The organism is Alsobacter sp. SYSU BS001988 (assembly GCF_054796215.1).
This window is the reverse complement of sequence record NZ_JBTAMK010000009.1, coordinates 116805-135565: the sequence shown is the minus strand read 5'-3', so window position 1 is coordinate 135565 and position 18761 is coordinate 116805. Positions and strand designations below refer to the sequence as shown.

The 18761-nt window shown below is 68.0% G+C and carries 16 protein-coding genes; 7 read left to right on the top strand and 9 right to left on the bottom strand.

Annotated elements, in window-relative coordinates:
• The first annotated feature begins 63 nt into the window (after nucleotides 1–63).
• From ACYVO7_RS17135 to ACYVO7_RS17110, 6 genes are read left to right on the top strand one after another with little or no spacing between them, the layout of a single operon-like run.
• A complete protein-coding gene (locus ACYVO7_RS17135; RefSeq protein ID WP_460451017.1) occupies nucleotides 64–1035 on the top strand; it encodes an ABC transporter permease in 972 nt (323 codons plus the stop codon).
• Entirely contained in the window at nucleotides 1032–1913 is an 882-nt protein-coding gene (locus ACYVO7_RS17130; protein WP_460451016.1) for an ABC transporter permease, read from the top strand. The genes ACYVO7_RS17135 and ACYVO7_RS17130 overlap by 4 nt, the downstream gene beginning before the upstream one ends.
• Nucleotides 1910–2881, top strand: a complete 972-nt coding sequence (locus tag ACYVO7_RS17125) for an ABC transporter ATP-binding protein (RefSeq protein ID WP_460451015.1) — start codon at nucleotides 1910–1912, stop codon at nucleotides 2879–2881. The genes ACYVO7_RS17130 and ACYVO7_RS17125 overlap by 4 nt, the downstream gene beginning before the upstream one ends.
• Nucleotides 2878–3897, top strand: coding sequence for an ABC transporter ATP-binding protein (locus ACYVO7_RS17120; RefSeq protein WP_460451014.1), 1020 nt, complete (start codon nucleotides 2878–2880; stop codon nucleotides 3895–3897). Before ACYVO7_RS17125 ends, ACYVO7_RS17120 begins: the two co-directional genes overlap by 4 nt.
• Nucleotides 3898–3923: 26 nt before the next feature.
• Nucleotides 3924–4805 carry a polysaccharide deacetylase family protein gene (locus tag ACYVO7_RS17115; protein WP_460451013.1) on the top strand — a complete coding sequence of 294 codons (882 nt, stop codon included), beginning with the start codon at nucleotides 3924–3926 and terminating at the stop codon, nucleotides 4803–4805.
• 4 nt (nucleotides 4806–4809) lie between these two features.
• Nucleotides 4810–5865 carry a DmpA family aminopeptidase gene (locus ACYVO7_RS17110; protein WP_460451012.1) on the top strand — a complete coding sequence of 352 codons (1056 nt, stop codon included), beginning with the start codon at nucleotides 4810–4812 and terminating at the stop codon, nucleotides 5863–5865.
• A 247-nt stretch (nucleotides 5866–6112) separates the two neighbouring features.
• Here ACYVO7_RS17110 and ACYVO7_RS17105 read toward each other — a convergent pair whose 3' ends face one another.
• Nucleotides 6113–7093 (bottom strand): DUF1206 domain-containing protein, encoded by a 981-nt coding sequence (locus ACYVO7_RS17105; RefSeq protein ID WP_460451011.1) that lies wholly within the window; start codon nucleotides 7091–7093, stop codon nucleotides 6113–6115.
• Between the two features lie 238 nt (nucleotides 7094–7331).
• Here ACYVO7_RS17105 and ACYVO7_RS17100 point away from each other — a divergent pair, with 238 nt between their 5' ends.
• Nucleotides 7332–7715, top strand: a complete 384-nt coding sequence (locus tag ACYVO7_RS17100; RefSeq protein ID WP_460451010.1) for a hypothetical protein — start codon at nucleotides 7332–7334, stop codon at nucleotides 7713–7715.
• A 99-nt stretch (nucleotides 7716–7814) separates the two neighbouring features.
• Here ACYVO7_RS17100 and ACYVO7_RS17095 read toward each other — a convergent pair whose 3' ends face one another.
• The 8 genes from ACYVO7_RS17095 to ACYVO7_RS17060 all read right to left on the bottom strand — a co-directional run bounded on the left by ACYVO7_RS17095 (nucleotide 7815) and on the right by ACYVO7_RS17060 (nucleotide 18612).
• Complete coding sequence (locus tag ACYVO7_RS17095; RefSeq protein WP_460451009.1) at nucleotides 7815–9110, bottom strand: DUF2254 domain-containing protein; 1296 nt, start codon at nucleotides 9108–9110, stop codon at nucleotides 7815–7817.
• Nucleotide 9111: 1 nt separating this feature from the next.
• Nucleotides 9112–9747, bottom strand: coding sequence for a hypothetical protein (locus ACYVO7_RS17090; protein WP_460451008.1), 636 nt, complete (start codon nucleotides 9745–9747; stop codon nucleotides 9112–9114).
• A 157-nt stretch (nucleotides 9748–9904) separates the two neighbouring features.
• A complete protein-coding gene (locus ACYVO7_RS17085; protein ID WP_460451007.1) occupies nucleotides 9905–10207 on the bottom strand; it encodes a hypothetical protein in 303 nt (100 codons plus the stop codon).
• On the bottom strand, nucleotides 10204–11010 hold the full coding sequence (locus tag ACYVO7_RS17080; RefSeq protein ID WP_460451006.1) for a DUF2092 domain-containing protein: 807 nt from the start codon (nucleotides 11008–11010) through the stop codon (nucleotides 10204–10206). The genes ACYVO7_RS17085 and ACYVO7_RS17080 overlap by 4 nt, the downstream gene beginning before the upstream one ends.
• Before the next feature lie 205 nt (nucleotides 11011–11215).
• Entirely contained in the window at nucleotides 11216–12412 is a 1197-nt protein-coding gene (locus ACYVO7_RS17075; RefSeq protein WP_460451005.1) for a hypothetical protein, read from the bottom strand.
• 130 nt (nucleotides 12413–12542) lie between these two features.
• Nucleotides 12543–13970, bottom strand: coding sequence for a porin (locus ACYVO7_RS17070; RefSeq protein ID WP_460451004.1), 1428 nt, complete (start codon nucleotides 13968–13970; stop codon nucleotides 12543–12545).
• Nucleotides 13971–14208: 238 nt separating this feature from the next.
• Nucleotides 14209–15900 (bottom strand): aspartate-alanine antiporter, encoded by a 1692-nt coding sequence (gene aspT / locus ACYVO7_RS17065; RefSeq protein ID WP_460451003.1) that lies wholly within the window; start codon nucleotides 15898–15900, stop codon nucleotides 14209–14211.
• A 39-nt stretch (nucleotides 15901–15939) separates the two neighbouring features.
• Nucleotides 15940–18612, bottom strand: a complete 2673-nt coding sequence (locus ACYVO7_RS17060; RefSeq protein ID WP_460451002.1) for a decarboxylase — start codon at nucleotides 18610–18612, stop codon at nucleotides 15940–15942.
• Between the last annotated feature and the right edge of the window lie 149 nt (nucleotides 18613–18761).

Genomic DNA, 18761 nt, shown 5'->3' with positions numbered 1-18761 from the left:
GCACGTCGTCGAACGGAAGTCGGACAGCAGGGAGGCGCGCGTCGGCGAGGACGCGCGCTGGACATGCTCGGTTTCCTGATCCAGCGCATCCTTCAGGCCGCCCTCGTGGTGCTCGCCATGTCGGCGCTGGTGTTCGCCGGCGTGTTCGCGATCGGCAACCCGATCGACGTGCTGATCTCGCCTGACGCCACGCAGGACATCCGCGCCGCCACCATCGCCAAATATGGCTTCGACCGGCCGCTCTGGGAGCAATACCTCACTTTCCTGGGCCGGGCGCTGCAGGGCGATTTTGGCCAGTCCTTCGTCTACAACATGCCGGTGGGGCGGCTGATCCTGTCGCGCCTGCCGGCGACGCTGGAGCTCACGCTCGCGGCGGTGCTGGGCGCGACGCTGATCGGCGTGCCGCTCGGCATGTATGCGGGCTACCGGCCGCAGAGCCGGTTCTCCAAGACCGTGATGGCGCTCTCGATCCTGGGCTTCTCGGTGCCGACCTTCTGGGTCGGGCTGGTGCTGATCTTCGCCTTCGCGGTGAACCTCGGCTGGCTGCCGGCCGGCGGCCGCGGCGCAACCGCGCCTTTGTTCGGCGTCGAGTGGAGCTTCGTCACCGGCGACGGGCTGCGCCACATGGTCCTGCCCGCCATCAACCTCGCGCTGTTCAAGTTCGCGCTGATGATCCGCCTCGCCCGGGCGGGCACCCGGGAGGCGATGCTGACCGACACGGTGAAGTTCGCCCGCGCGGCAGGGCTCTCCGAGCGTACGGTGCTGCTGCGCCACGTGCTGCGGCTGATCGCGATCCCGCTCGTGACCGTGTTCGGCCTCGAATTCGGCTCCACGCTGGCCTTCGCGGTGGTGACCGAGACGATCTTCTCCTGGCCCGGCCTCGGCAAGCTCATCATCGACAGCATCACGTCGCTCGACCGGCCCGTGATGGTCGCCTACCTGATGTTGGTCGCGCTGTTCTTCATCGTCATCAACCTGGCGGTGGATCTCTCCTACGCGGCGCTCGACCCGCGGATGCGCAAGGGCCGGGCATGATCGATCGCGCCTCTCCCCTCGCCCGCTTCTTCGCCGAATTCCGCGAAAGCCGCGCCGCCCTGGCCGGCCTCGTGATCGTGGGGCTGATGATCGCGCTGGCGCTGCTCGCCCCGCTCATCACCCCGCAGGACCCTTACGACCTCGCCAGCCTGACGCTGCGCGACGCCCGCCGTCCGCCCGGCTATGTGGGCACGGCCGGCTTCACGCACTGGCTCGGCACGGATGCGCAGGGGCGCGACCTCCTCTCGGCCATCCTCTACGGGCTGCGCATCTCCATCCAGATGGGGCTGGTGGCGGGCGTGATCGGCCTCGTGCTGGGCGCCAGCGTGGGCACCACGGCGGCCTATCTGGGCGGCCGCTTCGAGGCCTCCGTGATGCGCCTCATCGACCTGCAGCTCTCATTCCCGGCCATCCTGCTCGCCTTCGTGATCGCGGCGCTGCTGGGCCAGGGCAAGGGCCAGCTCGTGGCCGCGCTGGTCGCCGCGCAATACGCCTATTTCGCCCGCACCGCGCACGGCGCCGCCTCGGCCGAGCGTCACAAGGACTATGTGGAGGCGGCGCTCTCCACGCCCCTGCCCGCATGGCGCGTCGTGTTCCGCCACATCCTGCCGAACGCGCTGCCGCCCCTGATCGTGGTCGCGACCGTGCAGATCGCGAGCGCGATCTCGCTGGAGGCCACGCTGTCCTTCCTGGGCGTCGGCCTTCCGCCGACGGAGCCGTCCCTGGGCATGCTGATCGCCAACGGGTTCCCCTATATGCTCTCCGGCCGCTACTGGATCTCGATCTATCCGGGCGTGGCGCTGATCATCCTGATCTTCGCCGTGAACCTCGTCGGCGACCAGATCCGCGACCAGCTGAACCCGAGGCTGCGGCGATGAGCGCGCCCCTGCTGGAGGTATCAGGCCTCGAGACCCAGTTCCCGACCCGCGATGGCGTGGTGAAGGCCGTGAACGGCGTGTCCTTCACGATCGAGCGCGGCGAGATCCTGGGGCTGGTGGGCGAGTCCGGCTCGGGCAAGAGCGTCACGGGGTTCTCGCTGATCGGGCTCGTCGATGCGCCAGGGCGGATCGCGGCCGGGACAGTGAAGCTCGACGGGCGCGACATCGTCGGCCTGCCCAATGGCGAGTTGCGCGCCATCCGGGGCAAGCGCATCTCGATGGTGTTCCAGGACCCCAGCATGACGCTCAATCCGGTGCTCACGGTGGGAGACCAGATGCTGCTGGCGCTGCGGGCCCACGAGAAGGTCTCGGCGCCCGACGGTCGCCGCCGCTCCGTCGCGGCGCTGGAGCGGGTCGGCATCCCGGATCCCGGCCGGCGGCTCGACAGCTACCCGCACCAGTTCTCCGGCGGCATGCGCCAGCGCGTCGCCATCGCGATCGCGCTCTTGCACAAGCCCGACCTCGTGATCGCGGACGAGCCCACCACGGCGCTCGACGTCTCCATTCAGGCGCAGATCCTCACCGAGATGAAGGCGCTGGCGCGCGACACCGGCACGGCGATGATCTGGATCAGCCATGATCTCGCGACCGTGTCGTCCATGGCCGACCGGATCGCGGTGATGTATGCGGGCCGCATCGTCGAGAGCGGCCCCACCGCGACCGTGCTGCGCGACCCGCGCCACCCCTACACCCGCGGACTGCTGGACTCCCTGCCCGCCATCGCGCAGGCCGGCGAGGACCTCGCCTCCATCCCGGGCACGACCCCGTCTCTGCTGAAGCTGCCGCCGGGCTGCCCCTTCGCGCCGCGCTGCCCGCGCGCCCAGGACGTCTGCGCCACGGAGCCGCCGCACGCGGTTGAAGGCGACCGCACCTATCTCTGCCATTTCCCGCTCGGGGCGCGCGCATGAGCGAGACCTTCCTCACGGCCGCGAATGTCAGCCGCCGCTTCACGCCGAACCTGCCGCTCGGCGAGCGAATCGTGGCCGCCTTTGGCGGAAGGGTGGAGCGCCGCTCGGTTCGGGCGGTGGATCATGTCGACCTGTCCCTGCGCAAGGGCGAGGCGCTCGGGCTCGTGGGCGAATCCGGCTGCGGCAAGACCACGCTCGGGCGCATGATCGCCGGCATCCTGCCGCCCAGCGAGGGCGCGCTGGCGATCGAGGGCAAGCCCGTGATGACGGGCGGCGCCAACCCGCGCAAGACCACCACGCGGGTGCAGATGGTGTTCCAGGACCCCTTCGCGTCGCTCGACCCGCGCATGCGCATCGGCGACGCGCTGGCCGAGGGCCCCATCCACCATGGGCTGGTCACGAAGGCCGACGCCGTCGCCTATGTGCGCGACTGGCTGGCGCAGGTGGGACTCGAATCCGACTATGTGAGCCGCTACCCCCACCAGTTCTCGGGCGGACAGCGCCAGCGCGTCGCGATCGCGCGGGCGCTCGCCATGCAGCCCGACGTGCTGGTCTGCGACGAGCCGGTCGCCTCGCTGGACGTCTCGATCCAGGCGCAGATCATCAACCTGTTCCTGAAGCTGCGGCGCGAGCTCGACCTGACGCTGCTGTTCATCTCGCACGACCTTGGGGTCGTGCGGCACCTCTGCGACCGGGTCGCGATCATGTATCTCGGCCGCATCGTCGAGGAGGGGCCGACCCGGCAGGTCTACGAGGACCCGCGCCATCCCTACACGCAGGCGCTGCTCGACAGCGTGCCGAAGCTCGTGCTCGAGGAAGGCGCGGAGGTGCGCTTCAAGCCCATCCAGGGCGAACTCCCCTCCCCGCTTGCGCCGCCGCCGGGCTGCCACTTCCACCTGCGCTGCCCTTACGCCGTCGAGCGCTGCGCCGTGGAGCGTCCGGCGCTCCGGCCCGTCGCGCCGGGACGCGCTGCGGCGTGCCACTTCGCCAAGACCGATCCAACAACAGGCGCCTGAACGGCGCCCGATCGAGGAGACATCCCATGGAACCGTGGCAGTGGCCGGAAGAGACCTGGCGCCAAAAGGTCAACAAGGTGCGAGCGGGCCGTTCGTTGAAGCCGGCGGCCTGGAAGGACGGCGCGCGCTGCGCGGTGGCGCTGTCCTTCGACAGCGACCACGAGACCAACGATCTGCGCGACGGCGGCGAGTCCATCGGGGCGATGTCGCGCGGGGAGTACGGCGCCCGGGTGGGCGTGCCGCGCATCCTCGACATCCTGGCGCGCGAGAGCGTGCCGGCGACCTTCTTCGTGCCTGCGGTCTCGGCCCTGCTGCATCCCGACGAACAGCGGCGGGTGATCGCCGAAGGCCATGAGATCGGCCTGCATGGCTGGATCCACGAACTCAACACCAAGGTGCCGGCGGACGCCGAACGCGACCTGCATTTCCGCGCCGCCGATACGCTGGAGAAGATCACCGGCGTGCGGCCCGTGGGGATGCGCACGCCCTCATGGGACTTCTCGCAGGAGACGCTCAAGATCGAGCGCGAGTTGGGCCTGCTCTACGACTCGTCGCTGATGGCGGACGACGATCCCTACGAGATCCTGGAAGACGGCGAGCCGACCGGCATCGTCGAGCTGCCGGTCGAGTGGGTGCGCGACGACGCCGTCTATTTCAACATGAACCGCTTCACCGCCCTGCGGCCCTACACGCCGCCCACCGCGGTGCTCGACATCTTCAAGCGCGAGTTCGACCGGGCCTATCGCGACGGCGGGCTCTTCCTGCTCACCATGCATCCGCACGTGATCACCTATCGGTCGCGGATCTGGATCCTCGAAGAGCTCATCGCGCACATCAAGGGCCATGCAGGCGCGTGGTTCGCCACCCATGCGGACGTGGCGCGCTTCGCCCGCGACAACGCCGCCTGAGCCGATGTCTCAGGCGCCTTCTCCGGCCCGCGCGCTCGGCTGGTCCTTCGGACCGCAGCCGACCGGCGCGCGCAACAGCCTCGCGGATGTGCCGGGCGTGACGGTCGGCCACGTGACGCTGGCGACGGGAGACCTGCGCACCGGCGTCACCGCCGTGCTGCCCCATGGCGGCGACCTCTTCCGCGAAAAGGTCCCGGCCGCCGTCCATGTGATCAACGGCTTCGGCAAGAGCGTCGGCCTCATGCAGGTCGAGGAGCTTGGGAACCTCGAGACGCCCATCCTGCTCACCAACACCTTCGGGGTCGGCGCCTGCGCGGATGCGCTGATCCGGCGCGCGATCGGCCGCAACCCCGACATCGGCCGGCGAACCTCGACCGTGAACCCGGTGGTTGCCGAGTGCAACGACGGTTACCTCAGCGACATCCAGGCGCAGGCCGTGACGCAGGATCACGCGCTCGAAGCCCTCGCCGACGCATGCGAGGATTTCGAACGCGGCTCGGTCGGCGCCGGGACCGGCATGAGCGCCTTCGGCTTCAAGGGCGGGATCGGCACCGCCTCCCGTCGGCTCGATCTCAAGGGCGGGCCGTTCCACGTCGGGGCCCTGACCCTGGCCAATTTCGGCCGCGCGGGCGATCTCGTGCTTCCGGACGGGCGACGCGCGCCCCCGCCAGCCTCGGAGGCTGCGCCCGAGCGTGGCTCCGTGATCATCGTGGTCGGGACGGACCTGCCGCTGGACCATCGCCAGCTCACCCGCGCCATCCGGCGCGCCGGGGTCGGGCTGGCGCGGCTGGGCTCCTTCTGGGGCCACGGCAGCGGCGACGTCGCGATCGGTTTCACCGTGGCGCGGCGCATTCAGCACAACGAAAAGCGGGATGTCGTCCCGGCCGCGATGCTCAGCGAACGACGCATGGATCCTGTGTTCGAGGCCGTTGCGGGCGCGACTCAGGAAGCGGTCCTCGACTCCATGCTCTCGAGCCCTGCCATGACAGGACGCGACGGCCATCATCGATCATGCCTCGCCGACGCGCTTGCGGATGTGGCCACTGGGGCCGCGCGATAGAGCCCTGGCCGGCGGCGCGGCCCTGCGGCCAACGTGGCCGTTGACTGCATCCGGCCTTTCTTGCCCCCGCTGTCGTGTCCGCGGCCGACCTGCTCGACCTATTCTACCCTAGCCCTCGTTCACGGTTGGATGGACGGTTCTTCCAAAGGTTTCTCTTCCGGCGTTCGGGTCGCGCGCGCCCTCGGAGCAACCGCAAGCAACGGTGCGGCGCAATGGCGGGAAGCTTGAAAGTCCCGGACCGTTCCGATCAGGAACCCAGCGCGGCGCCGGCTTTATGGCGCAGCCTGTCGCCGGCCCGGTCGAGGTCGGAAGCATCGATGTGCCGGTAGCGGGACGCAGCGATCTGGAACGCCCCGAAACAGAGCAGGCCAATCGCGGTCGCAAGCAGCAACAGCCAGCCATAGGGCTGCCGTTCCAGGGCCTGAAGCGCCCCTGCCAGTCCTTTCGCCTCCCGGGCGTTGGCGTGTACAGCGGCCGCAAACAGGAAGCCGCCGGCGATGACGAACACCAAGCCGCGCGCGCCGTAACCCAGGCGTCCTAGCGGCAAGATCCAGGTTCTGGAATTGTGATCGCAGGCAAGGTGCTCGGTGAACCCGGCCGTCCAAGCCTTCCATCCGGCGCCGAGGCCTGCGGCGACGACGCCGGCGCCGACGAGCGCGACGAGAACCTGCCCGAAGGGCATACTCAGCAGCCAAGCGGTCCAGTCATGGGCAGACTGCTCACCGCTGCCTGAGGCCGAAGCGGACCTGAGCGCCAGCGCAGCCGCCGAGACCGCGAGACCGCCATTTACGATGGCGCCAACGCCGTAGCCAAACCGGCGGGCCAGCGCCTTGGGCCGGGAGCCCAGATGGTCGACGTCCAGCACAGATTGCGCCACGCGCCAAGCCGCGAAGGCCATGAGGCCGATGGCTAGGAGAGCCAGCAGACCCCGGCCGAGAGGCTGAGAAAGCACGGTCTGAAGCGCGCCCCTACTGTCAGGCGCCTGGCCGCGCTGCCCCGTGGCGGCGAGGCCCGCGAGCCCGCCCACTATCATGAAGACGACGCCGCGGGCCAAATAGCCGCCGCGAGCAATCTTTTCCGCAATATTTTCTTGCATGTCGACCCGCCTGGTTGACGAGTGAACGTCAACGCAAACGCTGCGTTCCCGGCGTTCGGCGGTGGCCGGGCAGAAGGAGTCAGGTTCCTTCTCGATAGCGGATCCGATGGCGGACGGGACAGCGTCGGGCATAGGTCGACTCTCAAAGGCAGCGGCTTTGGCCGGTCAAGCTCGACGAGGGAACAAATGGGGCGGCGCTTCCTACACCCCCGTCGCGGTCCGTTCCCGTTGACCCTGACCGCCCTCCAGACGATCCTCGGGGCGTCCACCAACCCCTAACCGCCCCGCCAGCATTTCGGCCGGCTGCGGTCCGCATTCAGGCCTGTCGAGGAGTCGCCCGTCATCCATGGTAGCCACGGGAGGATCACGCATGAGCGCTCTTCACGACTTCGCCGCCAAGGCTCTGGAGAGCAACCGCATCAGCTTTGGCGACCTTCGCCGGCTGCAGCGCGACGTGCTCCCGCAGCGGATTGCGACGACGGATGAGGCCGAGTTGCTGCTGACCGTTGATGGAGCCCTGGCGCGCGCCGACCGCGACTGGACCGACTATCTGACGGACACCGTCGGGCAGTTCGCACTTTGGGGACTGGATCCGCGTGGACACGTCACCCAGGCCAAAGCGGCCTGGCTGTCAGCCGCACTGGCCGCCGCTCGCCCGAAATCCGCGACGACGATACTGAAGAACCTCTATCGCCAAGCCCCTGTCATTGAGCCGGCCTTGCACAGGCGGAAAAGATCGGTCGGGCGAAATTAAGCCCCGGCGGGGCCGGGGTTCATCGCCGAGGTTCGCGCTCCCTTGCGGTAGCCGGCGACGCGCGACGCCCTGGGAGGAGGCTTTGACCCGGCGCCGGGTCTAGGCGTCTGTGCCGCGCCGCTGTTTGGGGACGAGCCGCGTCAGTCCCAGGCCCTGGAGGTCGATCTGGCGTGCGGTGATCCGATCCTGCGTGTCCAGCGCCGATTTCCGGATGTTCTGGTCAAGGTGGTTGAGATAGCGGCCGACGGCGTCGCGCCGCTCCGGCGTGGGCGCGACGTCCCGCACGCCGACCAGAGCGGCCCTGAGCCGGCGCATGACCTGAACGGAGTTTGCGCCGAATTGGCGGATCTCGTCGAAGGACAGCGCCAGCATGTCGTCCCAGCTGGGCAGGGGAATGAACAGGCGCGGAACGCCGTCGACCCCGCCAACCCAGACATTGTCCAGGTGCAGCCGAGCCAGCCGGCGCAGGAGATCGTCGATCTGGTCCAGCGCCTGGACCGCCGTCGTCGGATCGTTGATCGCGGGCGAAAGCGCCTTGATGGCGATGTCCACGAGCAGCCGCAGGGCCCATTTGGGATCCTGGTCGAAGGTTCGCTCCCGGCCAAGGCCGATGGCGCGGCGCATGGCCGCCTCGTTCACCTCCGGCGCTCCGCCGGCCGACGCGGCGTGAACATGGAGGATCGGGCTTTGGTCCACGAGCGTGTCGCCGACGCCGCAGGCCATCACCAAGACGGCGCCGGCGGCTTCGGCCTCCTCGACCAGCCGGCGCACGTCCAGCCGCGTGATGCTGCGGGGGCTCCCCTGGAACAGCAGCGTGCGCACGGGGGGCCCCAGGGCGGCCATACGCAGGCTCGGCCGGTCGTCTTCGGGGCGGCTTGGCGCGCCGTAGACGGATCCGGGCGAAGCCAGCACGTTCCGGCCCTGATCGCCGATCAGGCACAGGACCTCGGTGATCTGCAGTCCCGACAGGCTCTGCACGAGCATGGCGAAGGCCAGCATGCTGGCGACCAGCAAGAGGATCACCAGCATGGTCGAGATCAGGGGCGCGGAGCCGCTTCCCGCCCGATCGGTCCACATCAGGGCCGCCATCGCGTAGGCGAAGGTCGCCATGAAGACGCCGAGCGCATGATAGAGGCCTGGCCGCGACGCGAACCACAGGACCAGGCGGGGCGAGTAGGCGACGGCGCTGAACTGCACCATGACGAAGGCGATGGAGAAGACGATCGCCGTCATGGCCAGCATGCCGGACGCCGTCGCCGACAGGAACGCAGTGGCCGACGCCGCCGACATGCCGTGCACCAGTCCCGGAGCCCAGGCCTGTTCGAGGCGGGGGACGATCGTGGCGGCCCCCACGCTGGCGGCGGTGTAGGCGGCCGGGATCAGCCAGAGGCGCATGTCAGGACCCTGGCGCCAGCGGCGGGCCCGAGGGCTCGCTAGCCGCGGCGAGATCGGGCTCGTCCCGCCGCCATTGCTCGGCCAGGATGGTCACGCTGACCGTCAGGACCCAGAGCGGGAACAGAAACAGCGTCCACGGCGCCGATTGGCTCAACATGAGCACGGCGAGCCCGAGGCCATATCCCAGCAGCGCCGTCCAGCGCGAGGTGAAGCCGGTCCGCACGATCAGCGAGGACGCCGTGAACATGAACACGGCGGCCATCTTCATGGCGTAGACGCTGGTGAGGTCGAAGGCGAGCGATCGCGCCAGCCGGAATGTCGGTCCGCCAAGGAAGGCGGGATCCTGCGCCGCGAAGACCATGGCGCTGGTGGCCGCCGCGGCCACGAAGAGCAGCCCGACGAACAGAACCCCGCTCCCCAGGAACACCGTCGCGAAGAGCTTGTCCTCATCGGGCCCGAGGCGGTCCCGCAGCACGCCGATGAACCACAGAAAGGCCACCCCCGCGACAGGGATCAGCTGGAGCGCGAAGCCCACCGCGTGAGCCTTCTCGCGCGCCCACGCGCCGGTGTCCGCCGCCCGGGGCTGGAGGGAGTGCAGGAGGATGGCGAAGGCGACCAGGATAACGACGGCGAACACGATTCCCGCCCATGCCGCCGCGCGGGGCGTCTTCCATCTGGCGGGTGTGCGCTCGACCATGTCCGACACCCCTGAGCGAAACCCGAGCGTCGATGGCGCGGGCGCAAGGAGCGGAGCCGCCGATGCGGCCCCGCCTGGAGCCTGCGGCTCGCATCCGCTAGGGGCACCGGTAGTAGACGGCCCCGTAGGCGTCGACGACCTGCGTGCAGCCCCGCGCGTAGTAGCCGGAGGCCCCATAGGCGGCCGCGCCCGCGGCGCCCACCGCGACCGAGCGGCGGGTGGTCCTGCGCGCCACGCCAGCGTAGCTCATGGGCGTCATGGGCCGTCCGACCCGGGCCTCGGCCGATGCCGTCCACGATCCGCTCGCGAACAGGCGCGGGCGATCCGCAACCAGGAATGCCGACGTCCCGACGAACCCGGCCACGATCCATTTCGACAGCACAATCATTCGCCGCGTCATCGCGCCGTCCCCTCGCTCACTGCGGGAGGCACTTCGTCCCACCCCGCCGCTTCCTTCATCTCCACCCGCTTCGCGTCGCCCGGCCGGAAAGCGAATGCATCCGGTTGGGCGGCCAACCCCGCTTTCCACTCCTTGATGCGGAGCGTGTATTGCGGCGCTCCAGCCACCATCTTGCTGGTGATGACGTATTTCCTGGGCGCCGGGTTGGAGCCGGACTCGACCCAGATCTGCCAGTCCACTTCGGGACCCCGGAAGGCCAGGTGCTCGCACTCGACGCCATCCACGACGCCCTGCCCGATATGCTTGCCGTCGAGGACGTCTGCGCTCATTTGCTTGAACATGTCGGCCAGGAGCAGGTCGGCGCCGGGCGCGTCGACGGCGAACTCGGCGCGGAGCTTGTCCACCAGACCGTCGATGGATCCCGTGAACGGCGTCTGCACATAGGCTTTCGCATTCTTGCCGTGCAGGGTGACCACGGCGCCGTCGAACACCAGCTCGACATCCGAATAGCCGCCCTGCCGCGACAGGCGCAGCTTGTCGGGTCGGTTGAGCAGCGCCTCTCCCGAGCTTGCGAACTGGATCTTCTGGAGTGAGGGCGTCACGATCTCGATGTCGCTGTCGAACTTGATCGAGATCGTCTGCTGCCTGGCCATGTAGTCGCTCGTCTTCTTCAGCAACTGCATGGCCTCTTCATCCGACCAGGCTGGAGACGCCAGCCCCGAAAGGAGCCCCGCCCCCAGCAAGACCGTGGCGACGCGCGCGGCGCGCGAGGCCCGTCGCGCTGTCGGGAATTTGCCCGCCATGTCGATCTCCTTTGCGATGAACGACGTCCGTGGCTGGGCCGGCGTCGCCGACGCTGGACCGCCGTGGAACGAAGCGAGGCAGCGATACGGCCCCTAGACGCCGTTCAGGCTGTCCCATGAGCAAAGCATGCCACGATGGCGGCCGGTCGATCCTGACGCATGTCAAAGGGCTGAAGCGCGGTCCAGGCGACTGATGGATGCGGGCCTACAGCCGGTTCCTGAGCGCTTGGCCCGGAACGCCTGGCCAGTTCTCTTCGTCCAAGCGCGCGCGCCATGATCCTTCCGACGCGGCCTGGGCCTCAAGGTCGAAAGGGGGCGCCCTGCCCTCCCGTTTAGGCCGGGCCCCGGAGGGCTCGGCGTTCACTCGGGATATCGCTCCCCAAGGTCGGCCGATCGCTTCGGCCACCTTGGCCGCCAGATCGCCCTGGAGGTCGAACGCCATATCGGGATCGGAGATCGGATAGCGTTCGGTCCACAGAACCTCGCCGGTCGGCGCGTCGACCAGACGCGCCGTCAGGTTTCCGCCTCGGGCCGAGGTGGAGACGCTGCCCTCGATCGCATAGCGCACCCGATAGCGGGACATGGCCGCGCCAGCGTCCCCATCCGCAACCTGGCGAGCCGCCTGACGGCCCAGAATGCGCAGTTCGCCAGACCTCGCCAGGCGATCGATCAGGTCTTCCGAGAAGTCCTGCGCAATCCGTCTCGCGCGCTCGTCGCCGTGCGCGCTGGCGAATGGCGTGACGGCGACGAGCGGCTTGGCGCCCGGATGCTCCGCATCGATCGACGGCCCCCTGGCGATCCAGATCGCCAGCGTCGCCGTCGCCAGAGCCGAGACGAGCGCCGCCGTCGCCGCCCGCAGGCGGGAGCCATCCCGCGCCGCATGAGCGGCCCGCTGGGTCCCCGCGGCGCTCGGGGAGCCTTCCTCAGAGCCGCCGAAGGAAAAGCTCCTCTCCATGCCGTTCGCGTCCGCGCCCTGCGCGGGCTCGTCATCCTGATGGCGGCAGGCGTCGGCGCGGAGCTCGAACATCGGCACATATCCGCCGCGTGGGATCGTGATCAAGACCGCGTCGTCGTTCCCCGCCGAATGGTAGTAGCGCTCGAGAGCGCGGCGCAGCCGCCCCGCCTCGATGCGCACGACGGGATCGATCTGCGGATCGAAGGAGGATGGCCGGTCGAATACCGCAAGCGCGATCGAATACGCCTTCAACCGCGCGTCCTGGCCCGCCAGCTTTTCGGAAACGACATAGCGCAGGAAGCGCTTGAGGCGCTCGGATCGTCGAAACTCGGTGCTGGCGCAGATGGTCTCCACGCAGCGGTCGACGAGGTCGCAGTCCAAACCACCGAGCTTCGCCGTGACATCAGACAACGCCGCCTCCCCTATCCATTGCAGGATACGGTACACGCAGGCGAAGTCATCGTATTATTGGTTGAATTACGAACTCATATAGGACTAGTTCACCTGGGCCAGACGAAAACTCCTGAAAGCTCTCCCGAGACTGATTTATGTCATTGCGTCGTCGAGCGGACAGGAATCAGAAGTCACGCTGAATTCGGAACCGTGCGATGACTTGATCGCCCGACTTGCGGACCCAGTTGCGGGGATCAGTGCTGACAGTGCTGTAGACGCCGCCTTGGCCGGCTTCGGCGCGGACATAGTTCAACTCCGCGCCGATGTCGAGATTGGCCACAGGAGACCAGATCAGGTTCGAGCCGATGCCCCAGTAGCGCCAGTCCCGATAGGGATTGGTTCCGTTGTAGGCGAGGCTGAACCCATTCGCCGCATAATAGGCGCCGCCGCCGAAATCGATGGACATGTAGGTGGCGAAGAGAGACTGCCGAACGGTCGGAGCCCAGTAGTGCAGCGCGGCCGCCGTCACGCCACCGATGTTGGTGAGCTTGAGATCGCCGGGAGCCGCCCCCGCCACGACGGCGTCCGGCATGCCCAGATTGCCCACGCCGCCGATGCCCCAGCCGGCGGCTTTGCCCAGGCCGAAATAGTTGCCCATGATGTAGGAGCTGGCGCCGTGGGTGTAAGTGCCCTGGAGGTAGAGCGCATCGCCCGAGGCGATCATGGGAAGGTTGAACTTCACGCCGGCGTTCAGCGCATAGCCGTACTCGGTCGAGGGCGCGAAGCCCTGAGGCGTGACGCCATTGGCGAGCGCCGTCTGCTCGCCGACCCTGACCTGGTGGAGCGCGCCTGACAGCTGAGCCGCGCCCCACGAGCCGTCGTAACGCAAGAGGGCCACAAGGTCCGGCGCGCCGGAGCCCGTGTAAGCGTAAGTGGGAACGAGCCCGGGCGCAGGCGTGACCGCGGTCGCGATCGCGTTGCGCGCCTCCACCGGATCCTCGATCGCCACGGTGGCCGAGAAGCCTGAGCCGAGGGTGGCGGTGTAGGCCAGCAGGTTGGTCAGGTCATTGAGGGACGATTGGCCTGCCGTGATGCCCACCCATTCCAGGTCGCCCTGATAGAAACCGAAGAACGATTGGCTGCGCCCGGCCGTCAGGCCGCCGAACTGGATGAAGGCTCGATCGAGAACGACCTGGGTCTGGGCGGCGCCGTTGTAGTCCACGCTCGAGCCCGTGAAGGCCGTGCCGATGCGCGCGGCGGTGCCGCTGTAGATCGCGCCGTTGCGCCGGGCGACGTCGAGCCGCACGAAGGCCCGCAGGAGGCCATACTCGGTCGCGGTGCGGGCGTCCGCGTAGATCCGGCCCAGCCCGCGCGTCCCCGTCTGGTCGTCGTTGCGCGTGTAGGGCGTCTGCATCTGGAATTCGTAGCGGATACGGCCGCCGACGCGGATGCATGTGTCGGTGCCCGGGATGTAGAAAAAGCCTGCCCCATAGGTCGAGCACACGCGCACATACTCGACGGGAGCGGCCTTGCGCGCCGGAAGGTCCGCCGCCATCAGCGGGGTTGCGGACAGGACGCCGACAGCTGCCGCCAGTTTGAATCTCGTCGTCATGCCCGCCCCACCTGAACGCCGTCGGCAAGACCTCCCGCCGGACGACACAATCCTGACGAGCGATCCTATGGAGGATTCGACCGGCCCGAAAGCACGCGGATGCAACACTTGCTCGAAAACCTTTCAAATCGCATCTTAGGATTGCATATCGGCGGCGCATCCGCCGCCGCCATGTCTCTGCGCCCGCGCTTCCGAACGGGCTCGCGGGCGCTCAGATCTCACCTCCAATCCAGGAAAGTCATGCCAACAGCATGACCAGCACCATTCCCCAGATCGTCAGCAGGGTGTTCCCGACGGCGTAGGTCACCGTGTAGCCCAGGCCAGGGATCTGGCTCTTCGCGCGGTCGTTGATCATCCCGAGCGAGGCGGTCGTCGTCCGGGCGCCCGAGCAGCAGCCGAGCACGATGGCGTCGTGGAAGCGGAAGACATATTTTCCGACATACATCGCAAGGATCAGCGGCACCGTGGTCACCGCCACGCCCCAGAGGAAGAGGCTGAAGCCGAGTTGCTTCAAGCCAGCTACGAAGCCTGGCCCAGACGCGATGCCGACCACGGCGATGAACACGTTCAAGCCCACCGAATTCATGAACCAGACCGTGGACGTCGGGATCCGCCCGAATGTCGGGCGCACGGAGCGCAGCCATCCAAAGAACAGGCCCGAGATCAAAGCCCCGCCCGACGTGGACAGGGTGAACGGCACGCTGCCCACCTTGTAGACGGTCGCTCCCAGCAGGGCGCCGATGGCGATCGCCGCGCCGATGAACGCGACGTCCGCCACGTCGGTCGCCCGGTCCGGAACGCCCAGCATCTTCGTCGCGGACGCGATGTCCTGCGATCGCCCGACGATCGTGACGATGTCGCCCCGCTGCAGTTGGGTGTCCGGCAGAATGGGGATGTCGGTCGCGACGGCCCCACGGGTGATCTTGCGCAAATAGACGCCCCGCGCTCCGGGAGCCTTGGCGAGCTCGGCGAGCGTCTTTCCATCGGCGAACTTGCTCGTGACGTAGACGTCAAGGCCCTCGGCGGGCACCGCAAGAAGCTCGCGGTCGTCGACCTCTTGAGCCCCGGCGCCGGCGAGGCTCACGAGCACATCGCGCCGACCCGCCAAGGCGACCACGTCGCCCGCCTGGATCACGGTGTCGGCGGTCGCGTCGACGATCTGGCTGTCGCGCCGGATGCGCTGGACGAACACCCTCTGGTCGGGAAGCAGCGCCTCCACTTCCTGCGCCGTCTTGCCCACGACCGGCCCGCCCTCGCGGACCCGGAAGGCGCGCAGTTCGAACTGGTGCCAGGCGGTGCCAGGACCGCCCAGCTGCTTCTTGGCCCCGTGCTCCTCCTCGTAGCGCTTGCAGGCGACCTCGAGATCGATGCCGAGAAGCGTCGGGCCGAGCAGGGCCAAAACGATCGCCGAGCCGATCGTGCCGAAAAGGTAAGTCACCGCATAGGCGACCGGCATGGCGTCGAAGATTTTCTTGCTCTCGTCCGGCGGCAATCCGAGCCGGTTGATCGCGTCGGTCGCGAGCCCCATCGAAGCCGAGATGGTTTGCGACCCGGCGTAGAGGCCGGCGGCGGCCCCGACGTCGTAGCCCGCGATCCTCGCGCCGAAATAGGCGGCGCCCAGGCAGAAGATGCAGACGACCACCGCGAACAGGGCTTGCGGAATCCCGTCCTTGGCGATGCCTCGGACGAATTGCGGTCCAACGCCGTAGCCGATGGCGAACAGGAACATCAGGAAGAATGTCGGCTTGAGAGGCCCGGTGATCTTGATGTCAAGCTGGCCGATGATCACGGCGGCGATCAGCGTGGCGGTCACCGCCCCAAGGCCGAGGCCTTTATAGGTGAACGAGCCGAAATAGTATCCGAACGCGAGGGACAGGAAGATCGCGATTTCCGGATAGCTGCGCAGGGTTTGAACGAACCAGTCGGTCATGATGTCACCCGTTCATACGAGAACTACGATCAGCACCGCTCACAGCCGGTCGGGCTTGAGCAGCTTGAGCCCCCTGGCCGCCTCGTAGCCGTGGATCTCCTTGACATCGAGCTTGCGCATGAAGGCGATGGCGTCCTTGGTGAGGACCTGACCAGGCACCATGATCGGGAACCCCGGCGGATAGGGGATCACGAAGTTCGCCGAGATCAGTTCGGGGCCGCTCTCAAGCCGCTTGTCGATCTCCGCGCTGCGGAGCGGGACAAACTCGCAGTTCTCCTCGCGATAGGCGGCGAAGAAGGCCGTCCTCATGTCGCCCTCGGTGGTCGAGGCCCCGCCGTCCTTGCGATAGGCGTCGTGGAACCGGCTGAAATTCGGCAGGTCCGGCACTTCGGTCATGAGGCTGTGGACCTTCCGCTTGAACCCGTCCGTGGATGTCCCGCCGCCCTCCTCCAGTTCGCGGCACACCTGCACCAGCACACGCAGCAGCAGCGCGACGTCGCTGCGGGTGTTGTTGATGTTGGACTGGATCAGGACGGAGTTGCGGGACGTCTTGTTGACCTGGATGTTGAAGCGGTTGGCCAGCAGCCCTTTGAAGCTCGTGCCGTCGAACCCGGCCGTGCCGCACACAAGGGTCATGCGGGTGGGATCCAGGAAGAATTCGTCCTCGTGCACGGCCTGGAGCACTTTGCCCCAGTTCACGCCCGGCGACAGGTAGTCGACGAAGCCGGAGTTGCGGAACTGCTCCGGTATCATCTCGTCGGCCCCGAGCACGCGGAAGTACTTGGAGACGAGCGGGTGTCCGTTGACGGCCAGCCGGATCTTGAGCGCGATGGTGATGGCGTTCATGACCAGGCCGTAGCCTTCCAGCTCCATCTGCCGGCGCGCCACGTCGAGGCTGCCGATGAGCTGCTGGTTCGGGCTCGTCGAGGCGTGGGTGAAGATGGCCTCGTGGAACTGGCTCTCCACGTGCGGGAAGTCGACGTCGCGCACCAGCACCATCGAGCCCTGGCGGATGGCGGACATCGACTTGTGGGTCGAGTTGGTCTGGTAGACGCGCAGCCGCACCTTGCGGGGATCCGGGACCAGGCGGGCCCCCATCAGCGTCTCGCGCGACGGCTCGGCGCCCAGCTCGGCCTGCTGGCGCTCGTAGGCGTCGAGCGCTTCGCGGCTCGCCAGCCAGTCCTTGAGGTCCGCCGCGGCGCCCATGGCCGTGCGCGGGCGCAGGAAGGGCGACCAGTGCGCGAAGCCGGACCAGGCCTCGTCCCACAGAAAGATCAGGTCCGGCTTGATGGCGAGGCACTCCTCCATCACGCGCCGGGTGTTGTACATGTGCCCGTCGAACGTGCAGTTCGTCAGATCGAGCATGCGGACGCGATCGAGGCGGCCGTCGTCGCGGAAATCGAGCAGGGTCTTCTTGATCGCCGCGAGCGGAACCGCGCCGTACATGGAGTACTGCGTCAGCGGGAAGGCTTCGACATAGCTCGGCTGTCCGCCGCTGAGCACCAGGCCGTAGTGGTGCGACTTGTGGCAGTTGCGATCGACGATGACGACGTCGCCCGGCCTGACCAGCGCCTGCACGACCATCTTGTTGCTGGTGGACGTGCCGTTGGTGACGAAGAAGACGTGGTCGGCCCCGAAGGCCCGGGCCGCCATGTCCTGCGCCTTCTTGATGTTGCCGGTCGGCTCCAGGAGGCTGTCGAGGCCGCCCGTGGTGGCGCTGCTCTCCGCCAGGAACAGGTTCATGCCGTAGAACTCGCCCATGTCGCGGATCCAGTCCGACTGGAACACCGACTTGCCGCGCGCGATCGGCAGCGCATGGAACGTGGCGATGGGACGCTGCGCGTATTTCTTCAGGTTGTCGAAGAAGGGCGTCTCATAGCGCGCCGCCACGCCCTCCAGGATGGACAGGTGAAGCTCGACCGGCTCCTCGATGGAGTGGAACACACGCCGCAGAACATCCGCCTGCGGGTCGCCCGCGATCGCCTCCACATTGCGGCCCGACAGCATGTAGAGGTCCAGCTCCGGCCGGATCCGCTTGAGGGCCCGGGCGAGTTCGAGGCCCGTTCCTCCGGCGGTCTTCGCGTAGGACGCATGCTCCAGCAGTTCGCGGATCACGGGGGCGTCATGGCGGGAATGCAGGGTGACGTTCTCGCCCATCACCACGGCCGCGAGGCGCGGGTTGATCACGGTCGCGCAGATCGCGTCCTCGACCGAACCGACGAACACCGGCTCATAGACGAATTGGTCTTCGCGCCGGCGCAGGCGCCGGACCTGGCCCCGCAGCGCCTTCCAGCGCGGCTCCTCCTGGCCCGTGACGTACAGCACTTCGAAATAGGGCCGCCGCCCTTCGCCGGGCGCGACGACGCTGGGCACGATGTCGGCGAGGACGGCGTCTTCCTCGGCCTCCCACTCGTCGGCGAGATCCGAGCCACGGCCCAGCATGAGGACTTCGGCGACATGGCGCGCGAGGCGGGCCGCTTCGTCGGAATCTCCGGATTCGATCAATCCGCGCAGGCGCTCGACCGTCGGGCTTCCGGGGATGGCGTGAAACTGCTCCAGGACGGCGAGTTCGTCGACGGCCCCGACCAGTCCGTCCGGGCGCTGCCCCCCTGCGCACCATTCCCGCGCCTGGTCGGCCACGGCCTGCCAGCGGTCGTTGCGCGTGGCGTGAAGGACAAAGAACTGGTCGATGCGGGGCGCCGCCGTGGCCATGAGTGCCTCCCTCTAGCGGGTGAGGCGGCATGCCGAAAAGGATGCCGCACGCAGGCTGGAAGGATCTTCGGGCCGGGAATGAGCGGGAAGTATCTTACTGTTGCGCCTGGGCGGCGACCGGACCAGGCGGCTCGGTCCGGCGCTCGGCG